The following is a 24,849-nucleotide window of genomic DNA, read 5'->3' as shown; positions in this document are numbered from 1 at the left end:
GAGTAACGTATGGACTATTTGGATACAAAGGGCAGGATCTTTGATATTCAGAAATATTCAGTACACGATGGACCGGGTATCCGTACCATCGTGTTCCTGAAGGGCTGCGTTCTCCGCTGCCGCTGGTGCTGTAATCCGGAATCACAGGAATACCGGATCCAGAACATGAAGGTTCTGGGAGAAGATAAAGTGATCGGCCGCGACGTGACAGTTCGTGAAATGATCGAAGAGGTGGAAAAGGACCGTGCCTATTATTACCGTTCCGGAGGCGGGATCACCCTTTCCGGAGGGGAATGTATGTGTCAGGCGGACTTTTCCAGAGATCTTCTCCGCGCGGCAAAGGAGAGAGGGATCAACACAGCGGTAGAAAGTATGGCCTGTGCCCCATGGGAAAAGATCGAACAGGTACTTCCCTATCTGGATGTATATCTGATGGATATCAAGCATATGAATCAGGAAAAACATAAAGAATTCACAGGACGGGCCAACGGACTGATGCTGGAGAATGCAAGAAGGGTTGCGCTCTACGGAAAAACCAGGCTGGTGATCCGCGTTCCGGTGATCCCCACATTTAATGATTCTGTGGAAGAAATCCAGGCGATCGCAAGATTTGCAGCATCCCTTCCGGGCGTAAACAAGATCCATCTTCTTCCGTATCACAGGCTGGGACAGGATAAATATGAAGGACTTGGCAGACCCTATTTAATGGAAGGAATCCTTCCGCCCACAGCAGAACATATGCAGATGCTGAAGAATGCAGTGCATGCGGTATGCGGCCTGGACTGCCAGATCGGCGGCTGAGAGATACGGGATTACAGAAAAAAGATCCTTTGCAAACAGAAAATATAAAAAACAATAAAAACAACATAAAAAACAACAAGAAACCAACACAAAACAACGGATTGTCCTTGACTTATTTTGTGGTATGGGGTAAAATGTTCTCAGAAACAAAATAGTGCAATCCAATGCTCAAGGAGGAAATTAAGCATGGTAAACGAGTTTGAAATCAAAAAACAGCTTTGTGACATCGGTAAGAGAATTTACAACCGTAACATGGTTGCAGCTAACGACGGAAACTTTTCTGTTAAAGTAGCTGAGAATGAATATCTTTGCACACCAACTGGTGTATCCAAAGGATTCATGACACCAGAGTTCATCTGTAAAGTAGATGGCAAGGGTAATGTAATCCAGGCTAACCCGGGATTCAAACCATCATCTGAGATCAAGATGCACATGAGAGTATATGAGAAGAGACCGGACGTAGGATCTGTTGTACATGCTCATCCGATCTATGCAACATCTTTCGCAATCGCAGGTATTCCGCTTACACAGCCGATCATGCCGGAGGCAGTTATCGCTCTTGGATGCGTTCCGATCGCTGAGTATGGTACACCTTCCACAATGGAGATTCCGGACAACCTTGAGAAATACCTTCCATACTTTGATGCAGTACTTCTTGAGAACCACGGAGCACTTACATGGAGCACAGACCTTAACGCTGCATACATGAAGATGGAGTCTGTAGAGTTCTACGCACAGCTTCTGTATCAGACCAAGCTCCTTGGCGGACCGAAGGAATTCGACAAAGAGAACATCGAGAAACTCTATGCGATCCGTCGTAAATTTGGTATGCCTGGTAAACATCCGGCAAGCCTCTGCCTGAACAAAGACGGCAAGAACTGCCACAACTGCGGTGGTGCATGCCACAGTGAGGACTACAAACAGTTCCCAGGATATCAGTATGATTTCGTTGGAAAAGACTGTGATTGTGATAAAGATGCAGCTCCTGCAGCAGATGCAGCAAAGAATGATGCAGAGCTTGTTGCTCAGATCACAAAACAGGTTATGGCTCAGCTTGGCCTGAAATAATCTTTTGACGGAATAATTAAGGAGGACAATCTCATGCCAATAAGTGAGAATATGGTACAGGAAATTGTACAGGAAGTTATGGCAAAGATGCAGATTGCAGATGCTCCGGCCGGAAAACATGGTGTTTTCAAGGATATGAATGATGCTATCGAAGCAGCCAAGAAGGCTCAGCTGGTAGTTAAGACAATGTCTATGGATCAGAGAGAAAAGATCATCACCTGCATCCGCAAGAAGATCAAAGAAAATGCGGAAGTACTGGCACGTATGGGTGTTGAGGAAACTGGTATGGGTAATGTGGGAGATAAGATCCTGAAGCATCACCTGGTAGCAGACAAGACACCTGGAACAGAAGACATTACAACAACTGCATGGTCCGGAGACAGAGGACTGACTCTGATCGAGATGGGACCGTTTGGTGTTATCGGTGCGATCACACCATGCACTAACCCAAGTGAAACAGTTCTCTGCAACACAATGGGTATGCTGGCAGGCGGAAATACAGTAGTATTCAACCCACATCCAGCAGCAGTTAAAACTTCTATTTACGCAATCAATCTTTTAAATGAGGCTTCCCTGGAATCAGGCGGCCCGGATAATATCGCTGTCACAGTTGAGAAACCAACCCTTGAGACAAGCAATATTATGATGAAACATAAAGATATCCATCTGATCGCAGCAACAGGAGGCCCTGGTGTTGTGACAGCAGTTCTTTCCTCTGGTAAGAGAGGAATCGGTGCAGGAGCAGGAAACCCGCCGGCACTGGTTGATGCTACTGCTGATATCCGTAAGGCAGCTCAGGATATCGTAAACGGATGTACATTCGATAACAACCTTCCATGTATCGCAGAGAAGGAAGTTGTTGCAGTATCTTCCGTAGTTGATGAGTTAATGCACTACATGCTTACAGAAAATGACTGCTACCTTGCATCCAAGGAAGAGCAGGATAAGCTTGTTGAAACTGTACTTGCAGGCGGCAAGCTGAACCGTAAATGTGTAGGACGTGATGCGAAGACACTTCTTTCCATGATCGGAGTTCAGGCACCGGCAAACACCCGCTGCATTATCTTCGAGGGACCGAAGGAGCATCCGCTTATCACAACAGAGCTTATGATGCCGATCCTCGGAATCGTAAGAGCAAAGGATTTTGATGACGCTGTAGAGCAGGCTGTATGGCTTGAGCATGGCAACCGTCATTCCGCACATATTCATTCCAAGAATATTGATAACATTACAAAATATGCGAAAGCAATCGACACAGCAATCCTTGTAAAGAACGGCCCGTCCTATTCCGCACTTGGATTCGGTGGAGAAGGCTTCTGTACATTTACCATTGCAAGCCGTACCGGTGAGGGACTTACAAGCGCAAGCACATTCACAAAGAGAAGACGCTGCGTAATGACAGACAGCCTTTGCATTCGTTGATCAGGAGGAACATAAATCATGGATATGAACAATGTAAATATCGAAGAAATCGTTAAACAGGTTCTCTCCGGCATGACAGGAAACGCTCCTGCAGCAGCTGCTGCAAGCGCTCCGGCTGCTCCGGCAGGAAATACAATTCCTAAAAAAGCAAGAGTGGCAATGATGACAGAGAAGAAACATTTTGAGCTTCAGGAGTATGACCTTCCGGAAGTTGGAGATGACGACATCCTTGTAAAAGTTGAGGGATGCGGTGTCTGCGGAACAGATGCTCATGAGTACAAAAATGATCCGTTTGGTCTTATTCCGGTAGTTCTCGGACATGAGGGAACCGGCGAGATCGTAAAAATGGGTAAAAACGTTAAGGTTGATACAGCTGGTAAACCGGTTAAAGTCGGAGATAAGATCGTTACATGTATGATCTTCAAAGATGATCCGGAAATCACAATGTTCGACCTCAACAAGAAAAACGTAGGCGGCGCTGACGTATACGGACTTCTTCCGGACGATGATGTTAAATTCAACGGATGGTTCGCTGATTACATCTTCATCAGAGGCGGAAGCTTCGGTTCCACATTCTTCAATGTAAGTGATCTGGATCTTGATTCCCGTATCCTCATCGAGCCATGTGCAGTACTTGTACATGCAGTAGAGAGAGCAAAAACAACAGGAATCCTGAAATTCAACAGCAGAGTTGTTGTTCAGGGCTGCGGACCGATCGGTCTGATCTGTATCGCCGTTCTTCATACAATGGGTGTTCACAACATCTGTGCAGTAGACGGAAACGAGCAGCGTCTTGAATTCGCCAAGAGAATGGGCGCAACTACAACTGTAAACTTTATGAACTTCAAGGGTGTTGAGGCACTTACTGAGGCTGTGAAAGAGGCTCAGGGCGGACATCTTGCAGATTTCGCTTTCCAGTGTACTGGAAATCCTCATGCTCATTCCAATATCTACAAATTCATCCGCAACGGCGGCGGCCTCTGCGAGCTTGGATTCTTCATCAACGGTGGAGATGCAACCATCAACCCGCATTTCGACCTCTGCTCCAAAGAGATCAACCTTGTTGGTTCTTGGGTATACAACCTCAGAGATTATGCAACAACATTTGATTTCCTTAAGAGAGCAAAAGCAATCGGACTTCCAATGTCTGAGCTGATCACTGACAAGTATCCGCTGGAAGAGATCAACGAGGCACTTGAGAAGAACCTGTCAATGACAGGTCTTAAGATCGCGGTTGTTAACAAATAACCTTAACGGGAAAGGAGAAGCAACATGGCAGAAGCTGTAGGAATTCTGGAGGTCTTCGGACTTGCGACAGCCTTTGTGGCAGCTGACGCCGGGTGCAAGGCTGCAAATGTCCACCTGGAGGTATTCGATAAGAATAAACCGGCGAATGCGGACAGCCTGCCAGTACCGCTTCTTGTCTGCATCAAGTACCGCGGAAGCGTGTCAGATGTCACAGCAGCGGTAGAAGCCGGCATGAAGGTCGCAGAGAGCATGACAGGTGTGGTACAGCATTACATAATCCCCAACCCGGAACCAGGTACACAGAAAATGCTGAAGATCAGCGCCCTGGATAAAGATTGAGAGGATTCCGCAACTTAACTTTACAAAAGTGTCGGAATCATATATGATAAAAAAGTAACGAATAGGATTCAGGAGGATAGAATCATGGCACAGGAAGCATTAGGAATGGTTGAGACAAGAGGCCTCACAGCTGCGATCGAAGCAGCAGATGCAATGACAAAAGCAGCAGAGGTTGCTCTGGTAGGAACAGAGAAGATCGGTTCCGGTCTTGTAACTGTTATGGTTCGTGGAGACGTAGGCGCTGTAAAAGCAGCAGTAGAGAGCGGAAGCGCAGCAGCATCCAGACTTGGAGAGCTTGTAGCTACACACGTGATCCCGAGACCTCATACAGACGTAGAGAAAATCCTTCCAAAGCTCTGATTCAGGCTTTGAGAGGAATAGAAATTAGTTAAGGAGTTCGCTCATGGGAAAATCATATGGATTTATAGAAATCACTGGTGTAGTTGCGGCAATCAATGCCCTGGACATCATGTGCAAAACGGCAGACGTTGAGCTGGCGTCATGGGAGCGTAAGCTGGGCGGACGACTGGTGACCCTGATCGTACAAGGCGATGTATCAGCAGTTACAGCAGCTGTCAATGCAGCAGTAGAACAGGCTATCAAGAAGCCTGCCAGCTATGCGGTAATTGCCAATCCCCACGAGGAAATCGTCAAACTGGTTGAGCTGAGTGCAAGCCGATGGAAAAAGAAACAGCAGGAAAATCCGGAAGAAGCACTGGAAAGCAAAAACAGCAGCAAAAAATAAGCTGCTGCACCAAAATAGTCAGAAGTAAACAGAACAAATAAAGCATTTATAATCCACAAGGAGGATATGATCATGACACAGGAAGCATTAGGAATGGTTGAGACAAGAGGACTTACAGCAGCTATCGAGGCAGCTGACCAGATGTGTAAAGCAGCTAACGTTGCTCTGGTAGGAACAGAGAAGATCGGTTCCGGTCTTGTAACAGTTATGGTTCGTGGAGATGTAGGAGCAGTTAAATCTGCAGTAGAGAGCGGAAGTGCAGCAGCATCCAGACTTGGAGAGCTTGTAGCTACACACGTAATTCCGAGACCTCATACAGACGTTGAGAAAATCCTTCCGGTTCTTAAATAATCTAACTGATCAGTTCCAAAACGCACCGGCCTGAGGGCCATTAAGGCTTCCGGCCGGTGTGTTTTGAGTTAAGTTCAGTCATGAAACCGAAAGAAAGCAGGTGTACTCTTGGAAACGAATAATATTGAAATGATCACAAAAATGGTGATCGATGCGATCAACAAAAACGAAGACAAGGGCAATGGTTTCGTTGTTCCTATCGGAGTTTCCGCAAGACATATTCACCTGACACAGGAGCATGTGGAGGCACTGTTCGGAGAAGGCTATCAGCTCACAAAGAAAAAGGATCTGATGGGCGGACAGTTTGCATCCAATGAAACAGTTACCATTGTGGGATTGAAGCTCCGTGCGATCGAGAATGTAAGGATCCTCGGACCTGTCCGCAGTAAATCACAGGTTGAGGTTTCCGCAACAGATGCGATCAAGTTGGGAATGAAGGTTCCGGTACGTATGTCCGGTGATCTTGCAGGAAGTGCACCGATCGCCATCGTCGGACCGAAAGGTGCCATTTATCTGAAAGAGGGATGTATTGTGGCTATGCGTCACATTCACATGGCTCCGAAGGATGCCCAGGCTGCGGGTGTACATGATGGTGATGTTGTTTCCGTCAAAGCTGACAATGAGCGCGGAACGATCTTTAATCAGGTTAAGATCCGTGTTGATGACAGCTTTACACTGGAAATGCATATTGATACAGATGAAGCAAATGCAGCAAGAATTGCCACAGGCAATACAGTTACCATAATCAAATAATATTCCTCCTTCGGGGATGCCGTTTCTGGCATCCCCAGTGGAGGATATAGAGAAAACGGAGGCTCATATGATCGTAGGCAAAGTAGTTGGAAGTATTGTTTCCACACGAAAAAGTGAAAAACTGATAGGAAATAAATTCATGATCGTGGAGCCGGTGCATCATATGAAAGCCGAGCACAGCCAGATTGTTGCCATCGATATCATCGGTGCGGGAATCGGCGAATATGTATTGGTGGCACAAGGAAGCGCAGCAAGAATTGGCTGCGGCGTAGAAACAGCACCGGTAGATGCCGCAATCGTCGGAATCGTAGATGACGGTGCAGGATTGGAGTAACGCCATGGATATCAAAGAATTACAGAAAATTATGCAGGAGAATGGTGTTGTCGGAGCAGGTGGAGCAGGTTTCCCTACATACATGAAGCTGACAGACAAAGCAGAAATCATTCTCATGAACTGTGCAGAGTGCGAACCATTACTGAAACTTCACAGACAGTTGTTGGAGAAGCACGCATACGAGATCATGAAAACATTCGATATGGTTGCGGAGACGGTAGGAGCTTCCCAGGCCATTATCGGAATCAAAAAGTCTTATGTACAGACGATCAATGCTTTAAATCAGCATATTGAAGAATTCCCGAGGGTTAAGATCCATCTTCTGGATGAGGTTTATCCGATGGGTGATGAGGTTGTTCTTATTTATGAGGCAACCGGACGTGTGGTACGGCCAGGAGGACTGCCAATCGAGCAGGGAGTAGCCGTATTCAATGTAGAGACACTCTACAATGTATACCGCGCGGTAGAAGAACACAAACCGGTTACAAGCAAATATGTTTCCGTTGTTGCAGAAGTTGAGAATCCTGTTACAGTGAAAGTTCCACTGGGATGCACACTGGAAGAGGTTGTTGCCCAGGCAGGCGGAACAACTGTGAAAGATCCTGTATATTTCGTAGGCGGCCCGATGATGGGACGTATCGGAAACGGTTCTGATCCGGTTACAAAAACAACGAACGCAATCCTGGTTCTTCCAAAGGACCATGTTATTGTCATGAAGAAGCAGCGGACTTCTTCTATAGATCTGAAGAGAGCAGCATCCATCTGCTGCCACTGCCATACATGTACAGATCTTTGCCCGAGACACAATCTGGGACACCCGATCGATCCGGCAATGTTCATGATGGCAGCATCCAATCAGGATTTCAGAAATGTAAATCCTTATATCAATTCTGCATTCTGCAGCTCCTGTGGTGTCTGCGAGATGTATGCGTGTCCGCAGAGCCTGGCTCCGAGAACACTGCTTGCAGATATGAAGGGTGGACTTCGTAAGGCAGGAATCAGACCACCTCAGGGTGTTCAGCCGAAGCCGGTTCAGGAGTCCAGAGAATACCGCAAGGTTCCTGAGGAGCGTCTGATGGCACGTCTGGGACTTACCAGATATGACAAGGATGCACCGCTTCAGGAAGAACTTGTAAACGTATCGAAGGTAAAGGTTCTCTTAAGCCAGCATATCGGTGCACCGGCACAGGCAATCGTAAATGTAGGCGATATGGTAACAGAAGGCCAGATGATCGCACAGCCTGCACAGGGATTAAGTGTCGGAATCCATGCAACCATCAGCGGTAAGGTTACAGAAGTGACAGACCGCCATGTTGTAATTGCAAGAAATTAGAAAGGACGTGCACAAAATGAGTAGAGCAATCGGAATGATTGAGTTTAAAACCACACCAGCTGGTATCACTGCAGCAGATGCCATGGTTAAGACATCTGAAGTAGAGATCGTGGAGGCGCAGACAGTATGTCCGGGAAAATATATTGCAATTATCACCGGAGATTTAAGCGCAGTAAAAGCTGCTGTAGACACAGCTGTAACAACATACGAGGACAAATGTATTGACAGTTTTGTACTGGGCAATCCACATGAGTCCATTTTCCCGGCAATCTACGGAACCACACAGGTCGAGGAGATCAGTGCCCTGGGAATTCTTGAGACCTATGATGCAGCATCTATCATCGAGGCGGCAGATCAGGCAGCTAAGACAGCTATCGTTGATCTGATCGAGCTTCGTATCGCCAAGGGTATGTGCGGTAAATCATACATGCTTCTTACCGGCGAGGTTTCTGCAGTGGAGGCTTCTATCGAAAGAGCAAAAGAGCTGGTAGCTGAAAAAGGAATGTACATGGATTCCTCAGTGATCGCTCATCCGGACAAGAGAATGATCGATACGATCCTTTAATATTGTCTTTATATCTGAGGGATATCCTTTTGAAGGGTATCCCTGCAATGACATCTGAAAAGGAGGCATCTTATGCTAGCATTAGAGAGAAGAAATCTGATTCTCGAGAAATTACAGGAAGAGAAAAGGGTTGTTGTAAGTGAACTAAGCCAGCTTTACAGTGTCTCAGAAGAAACCATCCGCCGTGATCTGGACAAGCTGGAAAAAGAGGGACTTGCCACAAAGAGTTATGGCGGTGCGGTGATCAACGAAGATGTCGGTATTGATTTACCATTTAATGTTCGTAAAAACCAGAATGTACAGGGAAAGCAGAAAATGGCGGAGATTGCTGCTTCCATGGTGAATGACGGAGATCACATTTTTCTGGATGCCAGCACAACGGCAGTTTTTGTGGCCAAGGCGCTGAAAGAAAAAGAACGTCTCACCGTTGTTACCAATTCTATGGAGATCCTTCTGGAGCTCTCGGATGTATCCGGCTGGAATATTATTTCCACCGGTGGAGTGATGAAGGAAGGGTATCTTGCATTTCTTGGTGCCAGAACCGAAGAAGTGATCCGTTCTTATTATGTGGACAAGGTGATCTTTTCCTGTAAGGCATTAAACGAGGATATGGGGATCATGGAATCCAAAGAAGCCTTTGGAACAACCAAAAAAGCCATGATCAATTCCGGAAAAATGCGTATTCTGGTGGTAGACAGCACAAAATTTGATCAGACTGCTTTTTCCGTGGCAGGACAGCTGCGGGATATCGAGACGGTCATCACAGACAAAAAACCGTCTGAAAAGTGGTTGGATCATTTCAACAGGCATAAGATCGAATGCATCTACCCGAAATAGATTGAACATATATCGTGAAACGATCTTGTTCATGAGCATGTAGTGTATGCGGAATGCGGAGATCCGCTTTACTTTATCCGAACACAGGCAGACAAAAGAGAACTGTGTTTCGGTATGACGAGAGGGAGCAGTTTCTATGAATACATTTGAAATGAAAACAGCCATCCATTTTGGAGCTGATGCCCTGGGAAGACTGAGAGATATTCCATACAAAAGAGTCCTTGTTGTCACAGATCCGTTTGTTGTAAAAAGCGGAATGATCGATATGATCACAAAACCGCTTCAGGCAGGTGGAAAAGAATTTGACATTTTCTGTGATGTTGTTCCGGATGCTCCGGTTGGAAAAATTGCCGAAGGAGTCAAAAAATTCCTTCAGTATCAACCGGAAGCGATCGTTGCAGTAGGTGGTGGCTCTGCCATCGACTCCTCCAAGGCAATCCGTGAGTTTGCCCTGAAGATCAACAATTACGGAAAGGTTGGACTGGTTGCCATTCCTACAACAAGTGGTACTGGTTCCGAGGTTACTTCTTTTGCAGTTGTAAATGATACAGAAGCACATGTGAAATATCCGTTGATCTCAGAAAGCCTGACAGCTGATGAGGCGATCCTGGATGCTGAGCTTGTACGCAGTGTTCCACCTGCGATCACAGCAGATACAGGTATGGATGTTCTGACTCATGCAATTGAGTCTTATGTCAGCATCAATCACAATGAGTTTACTTCTGCACTTGCAGAGAAATCCATTGAGATCTGTGGTGTATATCTTTACCGTGCATATGTTGATGGTAATGATATGCATGCAAGACAGAAAATGCATGTAGCATCCTGTCTGGCAGGACTTTCCTTTAATGCCGCAGGACTTGGTATCACACACAGTATGGCGCATCAGCTGGGGGCTATTTTCCATATTCCTCACGGAAGAGCTAATGCGATGTTGTTGCCGCATATTGTTGAATATAATGCAAATATCAACAAACGCAGCAGAAGCCAGAAAGAATATCTTCCGGCAGTAAAGAGATATTCCAATATTGCACATCTTCTTGGACTGAGCAATTATAACGAAGTTATGAGCGTAAGATCTCTTGTAAACTGGATCCAGTTTATGCAGAAAGAGATGAATATCCCGCTTACCATCGAAGAGATGAAGACGATCACACCGGATGCTTATTTTGCGGCGGTTGATAAGATGGCGGATATGGCACTTGCGGATGCCTGCACAGCGGCAAATCCGCGTGTACCTAAGAAAGAGGATATTATTAAGATTTATACTAAACTTTGGTCTTTTTGATAAAAGATGAAAACCGCAAAGGGGCCGCAAAGCCGCGGCCCCTCTGCACACCCCTCGGGCTTTTTTTAGAGTGCTTGACTATGACGGGCGGAAGGGTATTGACTTGTGCCTGTATGCTGCGGTTGTTCCGGGTTGAACGTTGTGCCGATGGGGCGCCGTGGGCGCCTTGAATGTGTGACGTTTTGACGGAGACTGGCGCGTTTGTGAACGCCGCGCTTGGTTTGCCGGGATGGTTGTGGTGTGTTACGTTTGCGTGGAATACGTGGACGCGTTTGTGGACACTGCGCCTGGTTTGCTGGGATGGTTGTGGTGTGTGTTACGTTTGCGTGGAATACGTGGACGCGTTTGTGGACACTGCGCCTGGTTTGCCGGGATGATTGTGGTGTGTGTTTACGTATGTGTGGTATGCGTAGCATTTTGAGGATTGTAAAATTGGTCTGATATGGGTGGGATTATTTATCAGGAGTTGCTGGGAGGTTGAGCTGGGATGGAGGTTTATACCGGGTATGGTGATAAGGGGATGACGGATCTTTCCCATACGAAGAATGTTTCAAAGTCGGATGATCGGATTTGTCTGATGGGGTCAGTTGAGGAGCTGATGAGTCATATTGGGCTTGTGCGGGTTCTGGTTGATGATGTGGATGTTGTCCGGATGCTGGAGAAGATCTCGGAGACTTTGAAGAAGATTATAGATGGGGTTTCTGATCCTTATAATCGGGAGTTTAAGGTCAGTGAAGACCGGACGGAGCTTCTGGAGGAGGAGATTGGCCGGATGAAAGAGATTTTTTCCGGAGAGAGGCTTCCGATTCTTCCGGGGGATTCCCGGGTTGCGGCTGAGGTTGATGTGACAAGAGCTGTGGCCAGAAGAGCTGAGAGAGAGCTTGCGCTGGTCAGTGTGAAGTTTGGATCGGATACCGGAGCCAAGAAATATATGAACCGACTGTCAGATTATTTTTATGTACTGGCAAGGTATGTGGATGCAGCGAAGATCAAAGAGAAGAATGAAGCTTCTGAAGGTGTTCAGGGAGCTGCGAAATCAGAAACTACCGGGACTGAAGCGAATGTTGTGACAGAAGCTGCAGGAACTGTTGGGAATAGTGCAGATGTTGTAGCGGGTACATCGGCGGTGGATGTAGGAGCACAGGAGCCACAGATGGTGCAGAAAAGTGCTGTACAGGCTTTTAATGCGCAGAATGGGACTGTGACAACAACAGCGGGAGGAAATACGGCAATGGCACAGAATGACAGTATGGCAGCAAACACGGCGATGATCCAGGAAGTGCTGAAGCGTATGGGTATCCAGGGGCGTATCACACTGGATTCTGCCAAGCGACTCATTGAGAGGATCGAGCAGGAAGCTTTGAGAAGAAACAAGCCTTCTGTAATTGCGGTATGCAGTCCGGATGGAAATCCGGTTGCGGTTCATGTGATGGATGGATCTTTTCTTGTAAGTTTTGATATGGCCGTAAAAAAGGCCTATACATCTGTGGCAGTGAAGATGTCCACCATGGAGCTTTCCAGACTGACACAGCCGGGCCAGACATTTTATGGTCTTGGAAAAATGAGTGACAACATTGTGATATTCGGAGGCGGCGTGCCCCTGAAGGTTGGAGACACCATCATCGGCGGTCTCGGTATCAGCGGCGGCACCGGCGAAGAGGATAACAGCCTCGCGGAGTATGGACTGCAGGTGCTGAATGAGGTACTGTAGGATACAGGATAAAAACAAAACGTATAGACAGCTCAGAGAGCATAAATAAAAAGGGACGTGTCACAGTAATGATTTTTGAATCAATACTGCTGCACGTCCCTTTTAAACGGATTATTTCCAGTTAAGCTTCAGGCATTTAACGGAGATATCCCTTTTTTCTGGTGCCTGGACCATGTTCTGGATGAAATGGGTTTTTGTCATGGTTTTTCCGGGCTTTAGGTTCAGTGTCAGATTTTTGACGGTAGGTTTGGCGGCCGGTGTGGTTACGGTAATAGTGATCTTACGATTGACACCGTTTAAGTTTGCGGTAACTGTGGCTGCCCCTTTTTTCTTTGGGACAAGATAGTTTTCGGAAATGGCGAGTACAGAAGGCTTGCTGGATTTTGCATTTTTGATGTTGATCGGGAAATTAATGTCTGAAAACTCATCTTCGATCACACCGTCGGTATCACGGATGGTGGAAGTGGTTCCTTAGGTCACGACCCGGACTCTGGCGTGGGCATCCTGGGGAAGCAGGAGCACAATAACGGAAAAAAGTATCAGGAAAAAAATTGCTTCGATGGTTTTTATTTTTCTTTTACACATAACAAACCCCCTTTTTTTATGAGCATTCCGGCTGTTACTGAACAGAGAACCGGGTACTCCGTGAATTTATGGTCCTCTGCTGTGGGACAGTATAAACAGATTCTTTCTCTTATAGCATTATAACAGGAAAAACAGGGAGAGCGTGCTTTGTGATTTTTTTGTATCAATTGGCAATTTATCTGTAAATATGTTAAAATAATATATTCGGAAAACAGCAGCGATTCGACAATGAAAAAGAGAAGCGTTACAGTTCCGGTGGGAACGTAACAGAAAGGATCATGTCGATTTATGACGAAACAGGAACTTTTAAAGACCCACTTCGGGTATGATACTTTCAGAGAAGGGCAGGAAGCAGTGATCGATGCGCTTCTTGAAGGAAAAGATGTTCTGGCAGTGATGCCAACCGGCGCAGGAAAATCGATCTGCTATCAGGTACCGGCACTGATGATGAAGGGGATCACGCTGGTGATATCACCATTGATATCCCTTATGAAGGATCAGGTGAGAAGCCTGAACCAGGCCGGTATCTCAGCAGCATACCTCAACAGCTCTCTGACGCAGGGGCAGTATTTCACAGCCTTACGCTATGCAAAGGCAGGACGATATCCGATCATCTATGTAGCACCGGAGAGGCTTACCACAGAGGCGTTTCTGGATTTTGCGCTGAGTGCGGATATTTCCATGATCGCAGTGGATGAGTCACATTGTGTATCACAGTGGGGACAGGATTTTCGGCCAAGCTATCTGAAGATTGCAGAGTTTGTGGCACAGCTTCCAAAAAGACCGGTAATCAGTGCATTTACAGCTACAGCCACGAAGGAGGTCAGGGAGGATATTGCAAGACTTCTGGGACTTCAGGATCCCTTTTGCACAACCACAGGATTTGACCGGGAAAACCTTTATTTTGCAGTGAAAACACCGAAAGACAAATATAAGGAAGTACACGATTACATACTGGAGCATCCGGACGACAGTGGAATCATCTACTGTCTCACCAGAAAACTGGTGGAGGAGGTCTGCGGAAAGCTGATCCGTGACGGCATTATGGCCACCAGATATCATGCAGGACTTTCTGATGAGGAACGCCGGAACAATCAGGATGATTTTATTTATGACCGCTGTCGTGTGATGGTAGCCACCAATGCATTTGGAATGGGGATTGACAAGTCTGATGTGCGCTATGTCATTCATTATAATATGCCGAAGAACATGGAAGGCTATTATCAGGAAGCAGGTCGTGCGGGCCGTGACGGCGATCCTGCGGAATGTATCCTGCTTTACAGCGGGAAGGATGTGGTTACCAATCAGTATCTTATCGAGAGAGGACAGGATAACCAGGAAATGGATGCGGCAGCCTGGCGCCTTGTCCGGGAACGTGATCAGGAGAGACTGAAGAAGATGACCTTTTACTGCTTTACCCATGATTGTCTGCGTGAGTACATCCTGAAATATTTTGGGGAATACGGAAAAAGCTACTGCGGAAACTGCCTGAACTGCCAGACCGAGTTTGAAGAGCAGGATGTGAGCCGGGAGGCCAGGGCAATGATCCGGTGCGTGGAAAGCAGTGATCAGAGATACGGGGTGAACGTGATCCTGGATACTCTGCGTGGTGCATCTACGGCGAAGATCCGGCAGTATGGGATGGATGGAAATCCGGAATATGGAGTCTGTGCAAAGATCCCGGCACACCGTCTGCGGCAGATCTTTAATTATCTGGTACTGAAGGAATATCTTCATCTGACGGATGACGGATATACTATTGTGAAGCTGACCGCCGCTTCCAGGTCATTTCTGGAGGAGGGGCATATCCTCACAATGAAAATGCCAAAAGAGCAGGAGCCGAAGAAAAAAGAGAAACGGAGCAGACTTCCGAAATCTGCAGTCGGTGATCTGGGAGAACAGGATGAGCCCCTTTTTCAGAAGCTCCGTGCTCTTCGCCTGGAGATCGCCAGAGAGGAAAAAATTCCCCCTTATATGGTCTTTTCCGACAAAACCCTTATCCATATGTGTATTCTGAAGCCTGGAAACGAGGAGGAAATGCTGAATGTGACAGGAGTCGGCAGGCATAAGTACGAAAAATACGGAAAAAGGTTTATAGACGCGGTGAAAAATCTGTAGGAAAGAGACTTTTGCCGTCGAAAAATGAAGAGCGAAATGTTCTGAAATTTCTTGCATTTTAAATAGGCATTTGTTAGAATAAGACAAGCAGGAAACATCCGGCGGCTATAGTGCGGCCGGATCGTTTTTAACTGTATCATATTTCTGCTGCATGTTCCGGTGCAGCGTACAGGCATTTCGCAAGCAGAGTTCTATGCAGCAGTGGAATCCCTTCGAGTAGATGGACCGACTGTGTGAGATATCCGTCGGTCAGAAGCAAGCAGTGAGGTGGATGATCGTATCCGCTTTCAATTAAGACATAATCAGGTGCTGGTCACTGAGTGAACAGAGATCAGACTTCTTCACGATCTGCGTCGGCTTTTTCATGCAGAAAATCTGCCCTGCCGGCTTTTTTTCTTATACAGAAGAGTAGCATGTATTCATAAAGACATGAACATAGCCCGTCTGCAAAACGGGAATCCGTTCCGGCATGACTGTTCTCCGCCAGGCCGAAAAGACTGTATTTACATACAACAGCCCATCCTCAAAAAGCAGGATATCCGCAATATGTGCGAGATCCTGCTTTTTGTCATGTAATGCTCTGATATGTGCCATTAGGACGTGGAAAAATATTTCAGCGTCTTTTATATTTGCCGGGGGTGATCCCCTTGTACTTTTTGAAGGTGCGGATAAAGTAGCTCAGATCATTAAAGCCATTCCGGTAGGCGATCTCCGTGATGGAATCATCGGTGGTAGCCAGCTGGCAGCAGGCCTGTTCGATCCTCTGGCGGTTGAGGTAATCCATTGGTGTCTGATGAGTCATCTCGGAAAAGAACCGGCAGAAATATTTGGGAGACATGGAAACCGAAGCGGAAAGCTCCTGCAGGGTAATGGGGCTGGCATAGTTCTTTTCAATAAATTCTACGACCTGCTTCAGCTGGACAATGCGCTTGTAATCTCGTCTGGTTTTCCGCAGGCTCTCCAGGTAGTAATGATTACCAAAAACCAATCCGAAAAAGTGGTAAAATTGTCCAAATACAACCAGCTCATATCCTGGCTTCCTCTGCCAGAAAGAATCAAAAAGAGAGTTCACTGCTCTCCGGATATCAGGCTGCTTTTCAGTGAAATGGTGATAGATCAGCAGCTCCTGGTGGCTGATCTTCTGCATATATTCTGTGCAGACGGAATTAAATTTCAGAAACATGTTCATATCAAAAACAATGCACTGATAGATACAATCCTGAGGAATTCCGGAATGCAGAACTCCACTATTGACAAAAATTACATCTCCGGCTTTGGCTGTAAAACTTTTTTCGTCTAAAGTGACGGTGAGAGTGCCCTGTAATACACGCATGATTTCACATTCCACATGCCAGTGGTAGGACATGACATAGCGTGGATGGCTGCTGTCAATGTGGTGGAATTCAAAAGGAAATTCATAGGTACCTCGAAGTCTGTCTTCATTTCTTCCAAGATCGTGCAAAATACAACCCTTCTTTCTTAAATTTTATAGATTTTTTAGGAACTTATACGAAAAAGTGAATATTGTACTGTTTTTTGCTATTATAACACAAGTAATTTAAAAGATGCAATCGTATAATAAAAGCATAGTTCGGACAGGGGGTGTCGGGTTACTGTTCATTGGTAATATTCTGCGAGGTGTTTTTTGTGAGCGAAGGCCACAGAAAACCCGAGACATACCGTGCGGATTTATGCGATCAGCATAGATTCTGTGCATCACGAAGCGTGTTGCTGAGAGCGGAGTGAACAGTAATGTTGTCAGAACCTGAAAAACCTGTAAGTTATAATAGTGAATATAAATTTAGGAGGTAATTGTTACTATGGCAAAGAGCAGATTAGTAGGCAGCTATCCGGTTATTGGTATCAGACCAACCATCGACGGACGTAGAGGAGCCCTCGATGTAAGAGGATCTCTGGAAGACCAGACTATGAACATGGCCAAATCCGCAGCAAAGCTTTTCGAGGAGAACCTGAAATATTCAAATGGTGAGCCTGTAAAAGTTGTTATTGCTGATACCACCATCGGACGTGTTGGTGAGAGCGCTGCATGTGCGGATAAATTCCGTAAAGAGGGTGTAGATATCACTCTTACAGTTACACCATGCTGGTGCTACGGAGCTGAGACTATGGATATGGATCCACAGACTATCAAGGCTGTATGGGGATTCAACGGAACAGAGAGACCTGGTGCTGTATATCTGGCATCCGTTCTTGCTACACATGCACAGAAGGGGCTTCCGGCATTCGGTATCTACGGACATGACGTTCAGGAAGCTGACGACACATCCATTCCGGAAGATGTTAAAGAGAAACTGTTAAGATTCGGCCGCGCAGCAGTTGCAGCTGCATCCATGAGAGGTAAATCCTACCTGCAGATCGGTTCTGTAACAATGGGTATCGGCGGATCCATCATCGATTCTGATTTCATCGAGTCCTATCTCGGAATGAGAGTTGAGTCTGTTGATGAGGTAGAGATCATCCGTCGTATGACAGAGGGTATCTACGATCACGAAGAGTTTGAGAAAGCTCTCAAATGGGCAAAAGAGACCTGCAAGATCGGCTGGGACAAGAACCCGGAAGAGCTTCAGTTCTCACCAGAGAAGAAAGAGGAGCAGTTCGAGTTTGTTGTTAAGATGGCAGTTATCATCAAAGAGCTGATGAACGGCTGTGATAACCTTGCTCCGGAATTCTCCGAGGAAGCAATCGGACACAATGCTCTTGCAGCTGGATTCCAGGGCCAGAGACAGTGGACAGACTTCTACCCGAACGGTGACTTCGCAGAGGCTATGCTGAACACATCCTTCGACTGGAATGGCGCTCGTGAGCCGTACATTCTTGCTACAGAGAACGATGTTCTCAACGGACTTGGAATGCTGTTCATGAAACTCCTTACAGGACGTGCTCAGATCTTCGCTGATGTTCGTACATACTGGAGCCCGGAGGCAGTTAAGAAAGCTACAGGATATGACCTTGAGGGTGTTGCCAAAGAAGCTGGCGGATTCCTTCATCTGATCAACTCCGGTGCTGCTTGCCTGGATGCTAACGGACAGGCCAAAGAGGCTGACGGAACACCAGTTATGAAACAGTGGTGGGATGTTACAGAGGCAGACCAGAAAGCAATCATGGACAACACAGAGTGGTGTATGGCCGACAACGGATACTTCCGTGGAGGCGGATACTCCAGCCGTTATGAGACTCGTGCTCAGATGCCTGCAACTATGATCCGTCTGAACCTTGTAAAAGGTCTTGGACCGGTTCTTCAGATCGCAGAGGGATGGACAGTAGCCCTTCCGGAAGAGGTATCTGACAAGCTCTGGAAACGTACAGACTACACATGGCCATGTACATGGTTCGCTCCAAGATGTGATGGCAAAGAGGGACCGTTCAAAACAGCTTATGATGTAATGAACAACTGGGGTGCTAACCACGGTGCGATCTCTTACGGACACATCGGTGCAGACCTGATCACAATGTGCTCTATGCTGAGAATCCCGGTATCCATGCACAACGTTCCTGAGAAGGATATCTATCGTCCGGCAGCTTGGAACGCATTCGGTATGGAAAAAGAGGGTGCAGACTTCCGCGCTTGCAAGAATTATGGACCACTTTACAAATAAATCATATTGTTAAGATAACGGAATATCAAATCCTCCGGCATGTATGTGCCGGAGGATTTTTTTGTGCTATGGCGTATGGATAGTTGGGAAATATACTGTTCGGATCTAAGGAAAAAAGTTATAATAGAAAAAGATATATATGAACACGGGAGGTTACGGAGATGAAATATATACAGCTGAACAACACAGATCTGAATATCAGTCCCATCTGTCTCGGAACAGCAGGATTTGGAGATAAATCAGACCTGGAAAAAAGCTTTGAGATTCTGAACGCATTTGTACGCGCAGGTGGAAATTTTATTGATACGGCAAATGTCTATTGCAAATGGCTAAAAGGACATGGAAACTGCAGTGAGCAGATCATAGGAAAATGGCTGAAAGAGAGTGGCATGCAGGGAAAAGTTATTGTGGCAACGAAGGGCGCGCACTATTCCTTTGAGGATCCGGGCCGCAGCAGAGTGAACAAAGAAGATATCCGCATGGATCTGGATGAGAGCTGCCGTACACTGGGAAAAGATGAGATAGATTTTTACTGGCTTCACAGAGACGATCCGAAGAAACCGGCGGAGGAAATCGTGGATATTCTGGAAGAATTGAAAAAAGAAGGCAGGATCCGTTATTATGGATTTTCCAATTACCGCACAGAGAGGCTGAAAGAAATTGCCCGGTGTCTGAGAGAACGAAATCTTTCAGGGATCACAGCAGTATCCAATCAGTGGAGTCTTGCAGAAATCAATCCCGGAGGAAACACAAATCCTGATCCTACACTTGTGGAATTTTCCAGAGAAGAATATCAGTGGCACTGTGAGATAGGCGCTGCTGCCGTTCCGTTTTCTTCCACTGCAATGGGATTTTTTTCAAAACTTCAGAAAATGGGGCTTTACTTTACAGAAGCAGAGATGGATGAATCCTGGATGCGGGAGAAAGAATCACAGATCACAGGTCTTTCAGAAAGCATGAAAAAATCCTACTGGAACGAGACAAACCTTCGCACATATCTGAAGCTGTTAAAGCTGCAGAAAGAAACCGGCCACAGCCTGCAGTCCCTGTCTCTGGCATACTTTTTCCATCAGCCATTCCAGACTGTACCTGTAACCGGCGTCAGCAATCCTTCACAGCTAAAAGATGTGCTGGATGCCTGTGAGATCGACCTTGCACCGGAACTGTTCGGAGGCTGGGTGAGTGCAGGAGGTGATCGATGAAACTGATCCATTTATCAGACCTTCACCTGGGAAAACGTGTCAATGAGTTTTCCATGATCGAAGATCAGAAATATATTTTGAACGAAATCCTGAGGATCATTGATAAAGAAGCACCGGACGGGGTTCTTCTTGCGGGGGATCTTTATGACAGACCGGTTCCGTCTGCGGAAGCCGTGCAGCTTTTTGACCGGTTTCTTACGCAGTTGGCAGAAAGGAAGATCCCGGTGTATGCCATCAGCGGAAATCATGACAGTGCGGAAAGAATCGCTTTCGGTTCACAGATCATGAGCAGCAGCGGGATCTGCATGTCCCCGGTATACGATGGAAAAACAGAAAAGTACTGTTTAACGGACAGCTATGGAGAAGTGTGGATCCATCTGCTTCCATTTGTGCGTCCGGCAACTGTGAGGCACGGACTGGAAGGAGAAGAAGAGGCGGATGAGATCCGTACCTACCAGGAGGCAGTGCAGGCGGCAGTTGCACATATGGAGATTGATAAACGTCATCGAAATGTATTGATCGCCCATCAGTTTGTGGTAGGTGCCATGCGCTGCGATTCTGAAGAGATTTCCGTTGGAGGTATCGACCAGGTGGAGGCAGATGCGTTCCGGGATTTTGACTATGTGGCACTTGGACATATCCACAGTCCTCAGAATGTGGGAAGCGAGCACATCCGTTACTGCGGAACGCCTTTGAAATATTCTTTTTCCGAGGCAGGACAGCAGAAATCCGTGACAGTTGTGGAGCTTCTGGAAAAAGGAAATCTCAAGATCAGGGAGATTCCGCTGAAGCCTCTTCGGGATATGCGAAAACTGAAAGGCACATACATGGAGATCACATCACTGTCCAGTTATCAGGACACAAATACAGAGGATTATGTGCAGATCACGCTGACAGATGAAGAAGATATCGTAGATGGAATGCAGAAGCTCCGTACTATTTATCCGAATCTGATGAGACTGGAATATGATAACCGACGCACAAGAGAAAACCAGCAGATCGCAGGTACAGAAACGGTGAAAAGGAAATCCGAGCTGGAATATTTTGAGGAATTTTTTGAACTGCAGAATAACCAGCCCATGAATGAAGAACAGCGGAAATATTCCGAAGACCTGATCCGTAAGATCCAGGAGGTGAAACAATGAGACCGGAAAAACTGACCATCAGTGCCTTCGGGCCCTATGCGGACAAAACAGAGATTGATTTTTCAAAGCTTGGAGAGGGAGGTCTCTACCTGATCACCGGTGACACCGGAGCGGGAAAAACCACGATCTTTGATGCGATCACCTTTGCGTTATATGGAAGAGCCAGTGGAGAAGTAAGGGAATCAGCCATGTTCCGGAGTAAGTATGCAAAAGATTTCACAGAGACTTTTGTAGAGCTTGTTTTTTCCTATCAGGGAAAAACCTATCACGTGCGCCGGAGTCCGGAATATATGGCTCCGAAAAAAAGAGGCACCGGACAGACTCTTAGGAAAGCTGAGGCACAGCTGATCTATCCGGATGAACGTCAGCCGGTGACAAAGGCAAAAGATGTTACTGCGGCAGTGGAACAGCTTCTGGGACTGAGTTATGATCAGTTCACACAGATCGCAATGATCGCACAGGGGGATTTTCAGAAATTACTTCTGGCAGGAACTACACAGAGAGGAGAAATCTTCCGACAGCTCTTTCATACAGGGCTTTATCAGCAGGTTCAGATGAAACTTAAGGATGCGTCAATAGCCAGATATAAGGAATATGATGAAATGCGCCGCAGTATTGCCCAGTATTTGGATGGAGTGAAAACGGAGACTGCTTCATGGCAGGAGGCAGAGGAATTTGACGAACTGAAAAAGATAAAATTCGAGGGAAAACTGGAGCGGAGTCTGGAACTTCTGAAGCAGTTTCTGGAATATGGTGAAGCACAGGAAAAAGAGCTCCGGGAAAAAGAAGACTCGCTTAATCTGGATATACGAAAAGCAGAAGAGGCACAAAATCTCGTGGCTCAGAAACGAAATCTGGAGCTGAAAAAGAAAAAAGCGGAAAAAGATCTGGAAGAATTAACACCACTTCTGCAGCTTGCAGTAGAAGAAGCGGAAAAATATAAAGATGCAGATCACAGATGTGAAGAGCTTGGAATCAGGATCCGTGAAAAAGAAGAAAAGCTGAAAAAATATCAGGAGCTGGAAAAGCTGAAAAAAGAGCTGGAAACAATCGAAGGAAAGCTCGAAACAGTCAGTGAAAAAAAAGAGAAGGATATTTCCGAAGAGCAGCTTTTGCAGAAAAAAGATGAGGAAGAAAAAAAACGCCTTTCAATACTGGCAAATGCAGGAGAAGAACTACAAAAATATAAGTTTGAGTACAATAAACTGGACAGTGAAAAACGAAGCTATGACAGCTGTCTGCTGACGGAAGAAGAGATCAAAAAAGAACAGAAACAGATAGATGGATGGCAGGAAGAAATCATCCGGAAAGAAACGCAGCAGAAGGAAGAGCTGGAGCAGCAAAAGAAAGACAAGGCGCTGTTGGACAGCGCGGAGCTGGAACTTCAGAAAGCAGAGACGAAAAAGACAGAAGGGCTTCGGAAAAAGAAAGAATTAGAAGGACTGATTGCTCTGGTCAAGGAGTTTCAAGGGGCTTATAATGCCACGAAAGAGCAGCAGGAAAAATATAAGATTTCCATTGAAAAAGTACAAAAACAGAGAGAAGTTTACCAGAAACTGTTTCAGAGTTTTCTGGACGCGCAGGCAGGGCTCCTGGCGCAGGAACTGAAAGAGGGCTGCCCGTGCCCGGTATGTGGTTCTTTCGAGCATCCGCGTCCGGGAATACTTCCCAAAGGACAGGTTGTGGATCAGGAAATCCTGGACAGAGAGAAACAAAAGCTGGACAGACTGGAGAATGACGCAAATACGCAGAGTGTGGAAGCAGGAAAACGAAAAGAACGCCAGAAAACATTATGGCATCAGATCCAGAGGGAGGCACAAGAGCTTTTACATGAGACGGAATGGAAAAAGCTGATCCCTTTGCTGAAAGAAAAACAGGACCAATGTGAAAAGCAGCTGGCAGACAGCGAGGAAGAGATTCGCATAGCAATAGAACGTAAAAAAAAGAAGAACGAAACAGAAACGTGGATCGAAAAGCTGGAAACAGAGATCGTTCAGTTACAGGAAGAGAAAAATCAATGTGACAGAAAACAGGCCGGTCTTCAGACAAGAGACGTGGAAAACAAAAAGCAGCAGCAGATAACAGCAGAAGAGATCCGAAAACTGATTCAGAAAAGTCTGGTGACAGGAAATGGAGAAGTGACGGACAACACAGCTGCAGGATTTGAAAGACAGATACAGGATATGCTCAGCTGCCTGTCAGAAAAAGTTCAGGGAAAGGAAAAAGAAGCAAAACAGAAACAGGATCTTGAGAAGCTGATCATAGAAAGAGAAAAGACTCTGAAAGAACTGGGAAGAGTTATCAATGAAGCTGCACAGGACATCGTACGTCTGGAAACAGAGAGGAAGAACAAAGCACAGAAAGTGGATGAGCTGAACGATGAGCTCGGAGAAGGTGGAAAAGAATCTCTGGAACAGGAAATAAAAACACAGAGGAAGCTGTATGAAGAGCTGAAAGAAAGCAGCAGAAGAGCTCAACAGAAATTACAGGAGATCCGGGCGGAAAAGGAAAGAATAACAGCGGTTGTAAAAAACTTTGAGGAGCAGAAAAAAGAAATCGGAGAAGTAGATGAGGATGCGCTCAGAGAGCAGTACAGCCGTTTTAGGGAAGAGAAAACACAGCTTTCGGAAAAACGAAAAGCACTTTTTTCTGTTCAGAAGGGAAATGAGGAAATATATCAGAAAGTGCAGGTACGTCAGACGGAAATGACTGCGGCTGAAAAAGAATATGTCTGGATGAAAAATCTTTCGGATACAGCCAACGGAAAACTGAACGGAAAGGCAAAGATCGAGCTGGAAACTTATATCCAGATGGCATATTTTGACCGGATCCTGCGAAGAGCCAATCTCCGTCTTATGACCATGAGCAGCGGTCAGTACGAGCTGAAACGCCAGGAACAAAGCAAAAATCAGAAAGAAAAAGCAGGTCTTGATCTGAATGTCATTGATCACTATAACGGAACAGAACGAAGTGTAAAGACATTGTCCGGTGGGGAATCCTTCCAGGCATCTTTATCCCTGGCGTTGGGACTTTCCGATGAGATCCAGGCTTCAGCCGGGGGAATCCGGCTGGATTCCATGTTTGTGGATGAAGGATTCGGTTCTCTGGACGAGGAGTCTCTGGAGCAGGCATTAAAAGCGCTGAACAGCCTTGCAGACGGCAGACGCCTGGTAGGAATTATTTCCCATGTCTCCGAACTGAAGGAACGAATTGATAATAAGATCATCGTTACCAAGCAATGTGGAGGAGAAGGTGTGGGAAGCAGCATTCGGATACAGTAACGCAGAAATAAGATAAAAATAAGATAAAGATAAGATAAAAAAGCCCCGGCCGGGATGATATATATGTATCGTCCGAGCCGGGGCTTCTTATATAGCTTTTTATTTA

General features: G+C 46.2%; 22 protein-coding genes. 20 read left to right on the top strand and 2 right to left on the bottom strand.

Annotation, left to right across the window (positions count from 1 at the left end; all coding sequences use genetic code 11):
* Positions 1–9 precede the first annotated feature (9 nt).
* The 15 genes from MUB50_RS00195 (at position 10) to MUB50_RS00125 (ending at position 12,795) form a co-directional block, all read left to right on the top strand.
* Entirely contained in the window at positions 10–801 is a 792-nt protein-coding gene (locus tag MUB50_RS00195; RefSeq protein ID WP_118513164.1) for a glycyl-radical enzyme activating protein, read from the top strand.
* 186 nt (positions 802–987) lie between these two features.
* Complete coding sequence (locus MUB50_RS00190; protein WP_118368607.1) at positions 988–1,869, top strand: class II aldolase/adducin family protein; 882 nt, start codon at positions 988–990, stop codon at positions 1,867–1,869.
* Between the two features lie 33 nt (positions 1,870–1,902).
* Positions 1,903–3,291, top strand: a complete 1,389-nt coding sequence (locus tag MUB50_RS00185; protein ID WP_021651547.1) for an aldehyde dehydrogenase family protein — start codon at positions 1,903–1,905, stop codon at positions 3,289–3,291.
* Positions 3,292–3,309: 18 nt separating this feature from the next.
* Positions 3,310–4,539, top strand: coding sequence for a zinc-binding dehydrogenase (locus MUB50_RS00180; protein WP_118513162.1), 1,230 nt, complete (start codon positions 3,310–3,312; stop codon positions 4,537–4,539).
* Positions 4,540–4,563: 24 nt separating this feature from the next.
* Entirely contained in the window at positions 4,564–4,878 is a 315-nt protein-coding gene (locus MUB50_RS00175; protein WP_015525953.1) for a BMC domain-containing protein, read from the top strand.
* An 84-nt stretch (positions 4,879–4,962) separates the two neighbouring features.
* Entirely contained in the window at positions 4,963–5,238 is a 276-nt protein-coding gene (gene pduA / locus MUB50_RS00170) for a propanediol utilization microcompartment protein PduA (RefSeq protein ID WP_015525952.1), read from the top strand.
* Between the two features lie 43 nt (positions 5,239–5,281).
* Complete coding sequence (locus MUB50_RS00165) at positions 5,282–5,623, top strand: BMC domain-containing protein (RefSeq protein ID WP_021651544.1); 342 nt, start codon at positions 5,282–5,284, stop codon at positions 5,621–5,623.
* Positions 5,624–5,695: 72 nt separating this feature from the next.
* On the top strand, positions 5,696–5,974 hold the full coding sequence (locus tag MUB50_RS00160) for a BMC domain-containing protein (RefSeq protein ID WP_005427721.1): 279 nt from the start codon (positions 5,696–5,698) through the stop codon (positions 5,972–5,974).
* Between the two features lie 141 nt (positions 5,975–6,115).
* Positions 6,116–6,727: a phosphate propanoyltransferase gene (locus MUB50_RS00155; RefSeq protein WP_373152625.1), complete on the top strand. Its 612-nt coding sequence runs from the start codon at positions 6,116–6,118 to the stop codon at positions 6,725–6,727.
* A 67-nt stretch (positions 6,728–6,794) separates the two neighbouring features.
* Positions 6,795–7,061 (top strand): EutN/CcmL family microcompartment protein, encoded by a 267-nt coding sequence (locus tag MUB50_RS00150; RefSeq protein WP_015525950.1) that lies wholly within the window; start codon positions 6,795–6,797, stop codon positions 7,059–7,061.
* Between the two features lie 4 nt (positions 7,062–7,065).
* Complete coding sequence (locus tag MUB50_RS00145; RefSeq protein ID WP_244791354.1) at positions 7,066–8,394, top strand: 4Fe-4S dicluster domain-containing protein; 1,329 nt, start codon at positions 7,066–7,068, stop codon at positions 8,392–8,394.
* Between the two features lie 16 nt (positions 8,395–8,410).
* A complete protein-coding gene (locus tag MUB50_RS00140) occupies positions 8,411–8,959 on the top strand; it encodes a BMC domain-containing protein (RefSeq protein ID WP_015525948.1) in 549 nt (182 codons plus the stop codon).
* A 72-nt stretch (positions 8,960–9,031) separates the two neighbouring features.
* Positions 9,032–9,796 carry a DeoR/GlpR family DNA-binding transcription regulator gene (locus tag MUB50_RS00135; protein WP_244791352.1) on the top strand — a complete coding sequence of 255 codons (765 nt, stop codon included), beginning with the start codon at positions 9,032–9,034 and terminating at the stop codon, positions 9,794–9,796.
* Between the two features lie 136 nt (positions 9,797–9,932).
* Positions 9,933–11,084 carry a 1-propanol dehydrogenase PduQ gene (locus tag MUB50_RS00130; RefSeq protein ID WP_244791350.1) on the top strand — a complete coding sequence of 384 codons (1,152 nt, stop codon included), beginning with the start codon at positions 9,933–9,935 and terminating at the stop codon, positions 11,082–11,084.
* A 487-nt stretch (positions 11,085–11,571) separates the two neighbouring features.
* Positions 11,572–12,795, top strand: a complete 1,224-nt coding sequence (locus tag MUB50_RS00125; protein ID WP_118623594.1) for a cob(I)yrinic acid a,c-diamide adenosyltransferase — start codon at positions 11,572–11,574, stop codon at positions 12,793–12,795.
* A gap of 111 nt (positions 12,796–12,906) precedes the next feature.
* On the opposite strand, the gene MUB50_RS00120 is transcribed toward MUB50_RS00125, so the two are convergent.
* Positions 12,907–13,233 (bottom strand): hypothetical protein, encoded by a 327-nt coding sequence (locus MUB50_RS00120; RefSeq protein ID WP_118623596.1) that lies wholly within the window; start codon positions 13,231–13,233, stop codon positions 12,907–12,909.
* A gap of 435 nt (positions 13,234–13,668) precedes the next feature.
* Here MUB50_RS00120 and recQ point away from each other — a divergent pair, with 435 nt between their 5' ends.
* Positions 13,669–15,498 (top strand): DNA helicase RecQ, encoded by a 1,830-nt coding sequence (gene recQ / locus MUB50_RS00115; protein ID WP_244791348.1) that lies wholly within the window; start codon positions 13,669–13,671, stop codon positions 15,496–15,498.
* 613 nt (positions 15,499–16,111) lie between these two features.
* Here the strand turns inward: recQ and MUB50_RS00110 are convergent.
* Positions 16,112–16,960 (bottom strand): AraC family transcriptional regulator, encoded by an 849-nt coding sequence (locus MUB50_RS00110; RefSeq protein WP_118513156.1) that lies wholly within the window; start codon positions 16,958–16,960, stop codon positions 16,112–16,114.
* A 358-nt stretch (positions 16,961–17,318) separates the two neighbouring features.
* Between MUB50_RS00110 and MUB50_RS00105 the strand changes: the two genes are divergently transcribed.
* From MUB50_RS00105 to MUB50_RS00090, 4 genes are all read left to right on the top strand, one after another.
* Entirely contained in the window at positions 17,319–19,115 is a 1,797-nt protein-coding gene (locus MUB50_RS00105) for an L-fucose isomerase (protein ID WP_015525941.1), read from the top strand.
* Positions 19,116–19,276: 161 nt separating this feature from the next.
* Positions 19,277–20,317 (top strand): aldo/keto reductase, encoded by a 1,041-nt coding sequence (locus MUB50_RS00100; protein WP_138277118.1) that lies wholly within the window; start codon positions 19,277–19,279, stop codon positions 20,315–20,317.
* Positions 20,314–21,462: an exonuclease SbcCD subunit D gene (locus tag MUB50_RS00095; protein ID WP_244791346.1), complete on the top strand. Its 1,149-nt coding sequence runs from the start codon at positions 20,314–20,316 to the stop codon at positions 21,460–21,462. The genes MUB50_RS00100 and MUB50_RS00095 overlap by 4 nt, the downstream gene beginning before the upstream one ends.
* The gene (locus MUB50_RS00090) at positions 21,459–24,743 is read left to right on the top strand and encodes an SbcC/MukB-like Walker B domain-containing protein (RefSeq protein WP_244791344.1); all 3,285 of its coding nucleotides are present in this window, start codon (positions 21,459–21,461) and stop codon (positions 24,741–24,743) included. Before MUB50_RS00095 ends, MUB50_RS00090 begins: the two co-directional genes overlap by 4 nt.
* Positions 24,744–24,849 lie beyond the last annotated feature (106 nt).

The organism is Blautia sp. NSJ-140 (assembly GCF_022868965.1).
Lineage (GTDB): Bacteria > Bacillota > Clostridia > Lachnospirales > Lachnospiraceae > Blautia_A.
This window is presented reverse-complemented; position numbering and strand designations above follow the sequence as displayed.

Excerpts from the sequence above, each read along its gene's own strand:
- MUB50_RS00150 (WP_015525950.1), top strand. The coding sequence starts at position 6,795 with ATGATCGTAGGCAAAGTAGTTGGAAGTATTGTTTCCACACGAAAAAGT.
- MUB50_RS00175 (WP_015525953.1), top strand. The coding sequence starts at position 4,564 with ATGGCAGAAGCTGTAGGAATTCTGGAGGTCTTCGGACTTGCGACAGCC.
- MUB50_RS00160 (WP_005427721.1), top strand. The coding sequence starts at position 5,696 with ATGACACAGGAAGCATTAGGAATGGTTGAGACAAGAGGACTTACAGCA.
- pduA (WP_015525952.1), top strand. The coding sequence starts at position 4,963 with ATGGCACAGGAAGCATTAGGAATGGTTGAGACAAGAGGCCTCACAGCT.
- MUB50_RS00185 (WP_021651547.1), top strand. The coding sequence starts at position 1,903 with ATGCCAATAAGTGAGAATATGGTACAGGAAATTGTACAGGAAGTTATG.
- MUB50_RS00195 (WP_118513164.1), top strand. The coding sequence starts at position 10 with ATGGACTATTTGGATACAAAGGGCAGGATCTTTGATATTCAGAAATAT.
- MUB50_RS00100 (WP_138277118.1), top strand. The coding sequence starts at position 19,277 with ATGAAATATATACAGCTGAACAACACAGATCTGAATATCAGTCCCATC.
- MUB50_RS00190 (WP_118368607.1), top strand. The coding sequence starts at position 988 with ATGGTAAACGAGTTTGAAATCAAAAAACAGCTTTGTGACATCGGTAAG.
- MUB50_RS00090 (WP_244791344.1), top strand. The coding sequence starts at position 21,459 with ATGAGACCGGAAAAACTGACCATCAGTGCCTTCGGGCCCTATGCGGAC.
- MUB50_RS00095 (WP_244791346.1), top strand. The coding sequence starts at position 20,314 with ATGAAACTGATCCATTTATCAGACCTTCACCTGGGAAAACGTGTCAAT.
- MUB50_RS00125 (WP_118623594.1), top strand. The coding sequence starts at position 11,572 with ATGGAGGTTTATACCGGGTATGGTGATAAGGGGATGACGGATCTTTCC.
- MUB50_RS00155 (WP_373152625.1), top strand. The coding sequence starts at position 6,116 with ATGGTGATCGATGCGATCAACAAAAACGAAGACAAGGGCAATGGTTTC.
- MUB50_RS00180 (WP_118513162.1), top strand. The coding sequence starts at position 3,310 with ATGGATATGAACAATGTAAATATCGAAGAAATCGTTAAACAGGTTCTC.
- MUB50_RS00130 (WP_244791350.1), top strand. The coding sequence starts at position 9,933 with ATGAATACATTTGAAATGAAAACAGCCATCCATTTTGGAGCTGATGCC.
- MUB50_RS00105 (WP_015525941.1), top strand. The coding sequence starts at position 17,319 with ATGGCAAAGAGCAGATTAGTAGGCAGCTATCCGGTTATTGGTATCAGA.
- MUB50_RS00135 (WP_244791352.1), top strand. The coding sequence starts at position 9,032 with ATGCTAGCATTAGAGAGAAGAAATCTGATTCTCGAGAAATTACAGGAA.
- MUB50_RS00145 (WP_244791354.1), top strand. The coding sequence starts at position 7,066 with ATGGATATCAAAGAATTACAGAAAATTATGCAGGAGAATGGTGTTGTC.
- recQ (WP_244791348.1), top strand. The coding sequence starts at position 13,669 with ATGACGAAACAGGAACTTTTAAAGACCCACTTCGGGTATGATACTTTC.
- MUB50_RS00140 (WP_015525948.1), top strand. The coding sequence starts at position 8,411 with ATGAGTAGAGCAATCGGAATGATTGAGTTTAAAACCACACCAGCTGGT.
- MUB50_RS00165 (WP_021651544.1), top strand. The coding sequence starts at position 5,282 with ATGGGAAAATCATATGGATTTATAGAAATCACTGGTGTAGTTGCGGCA.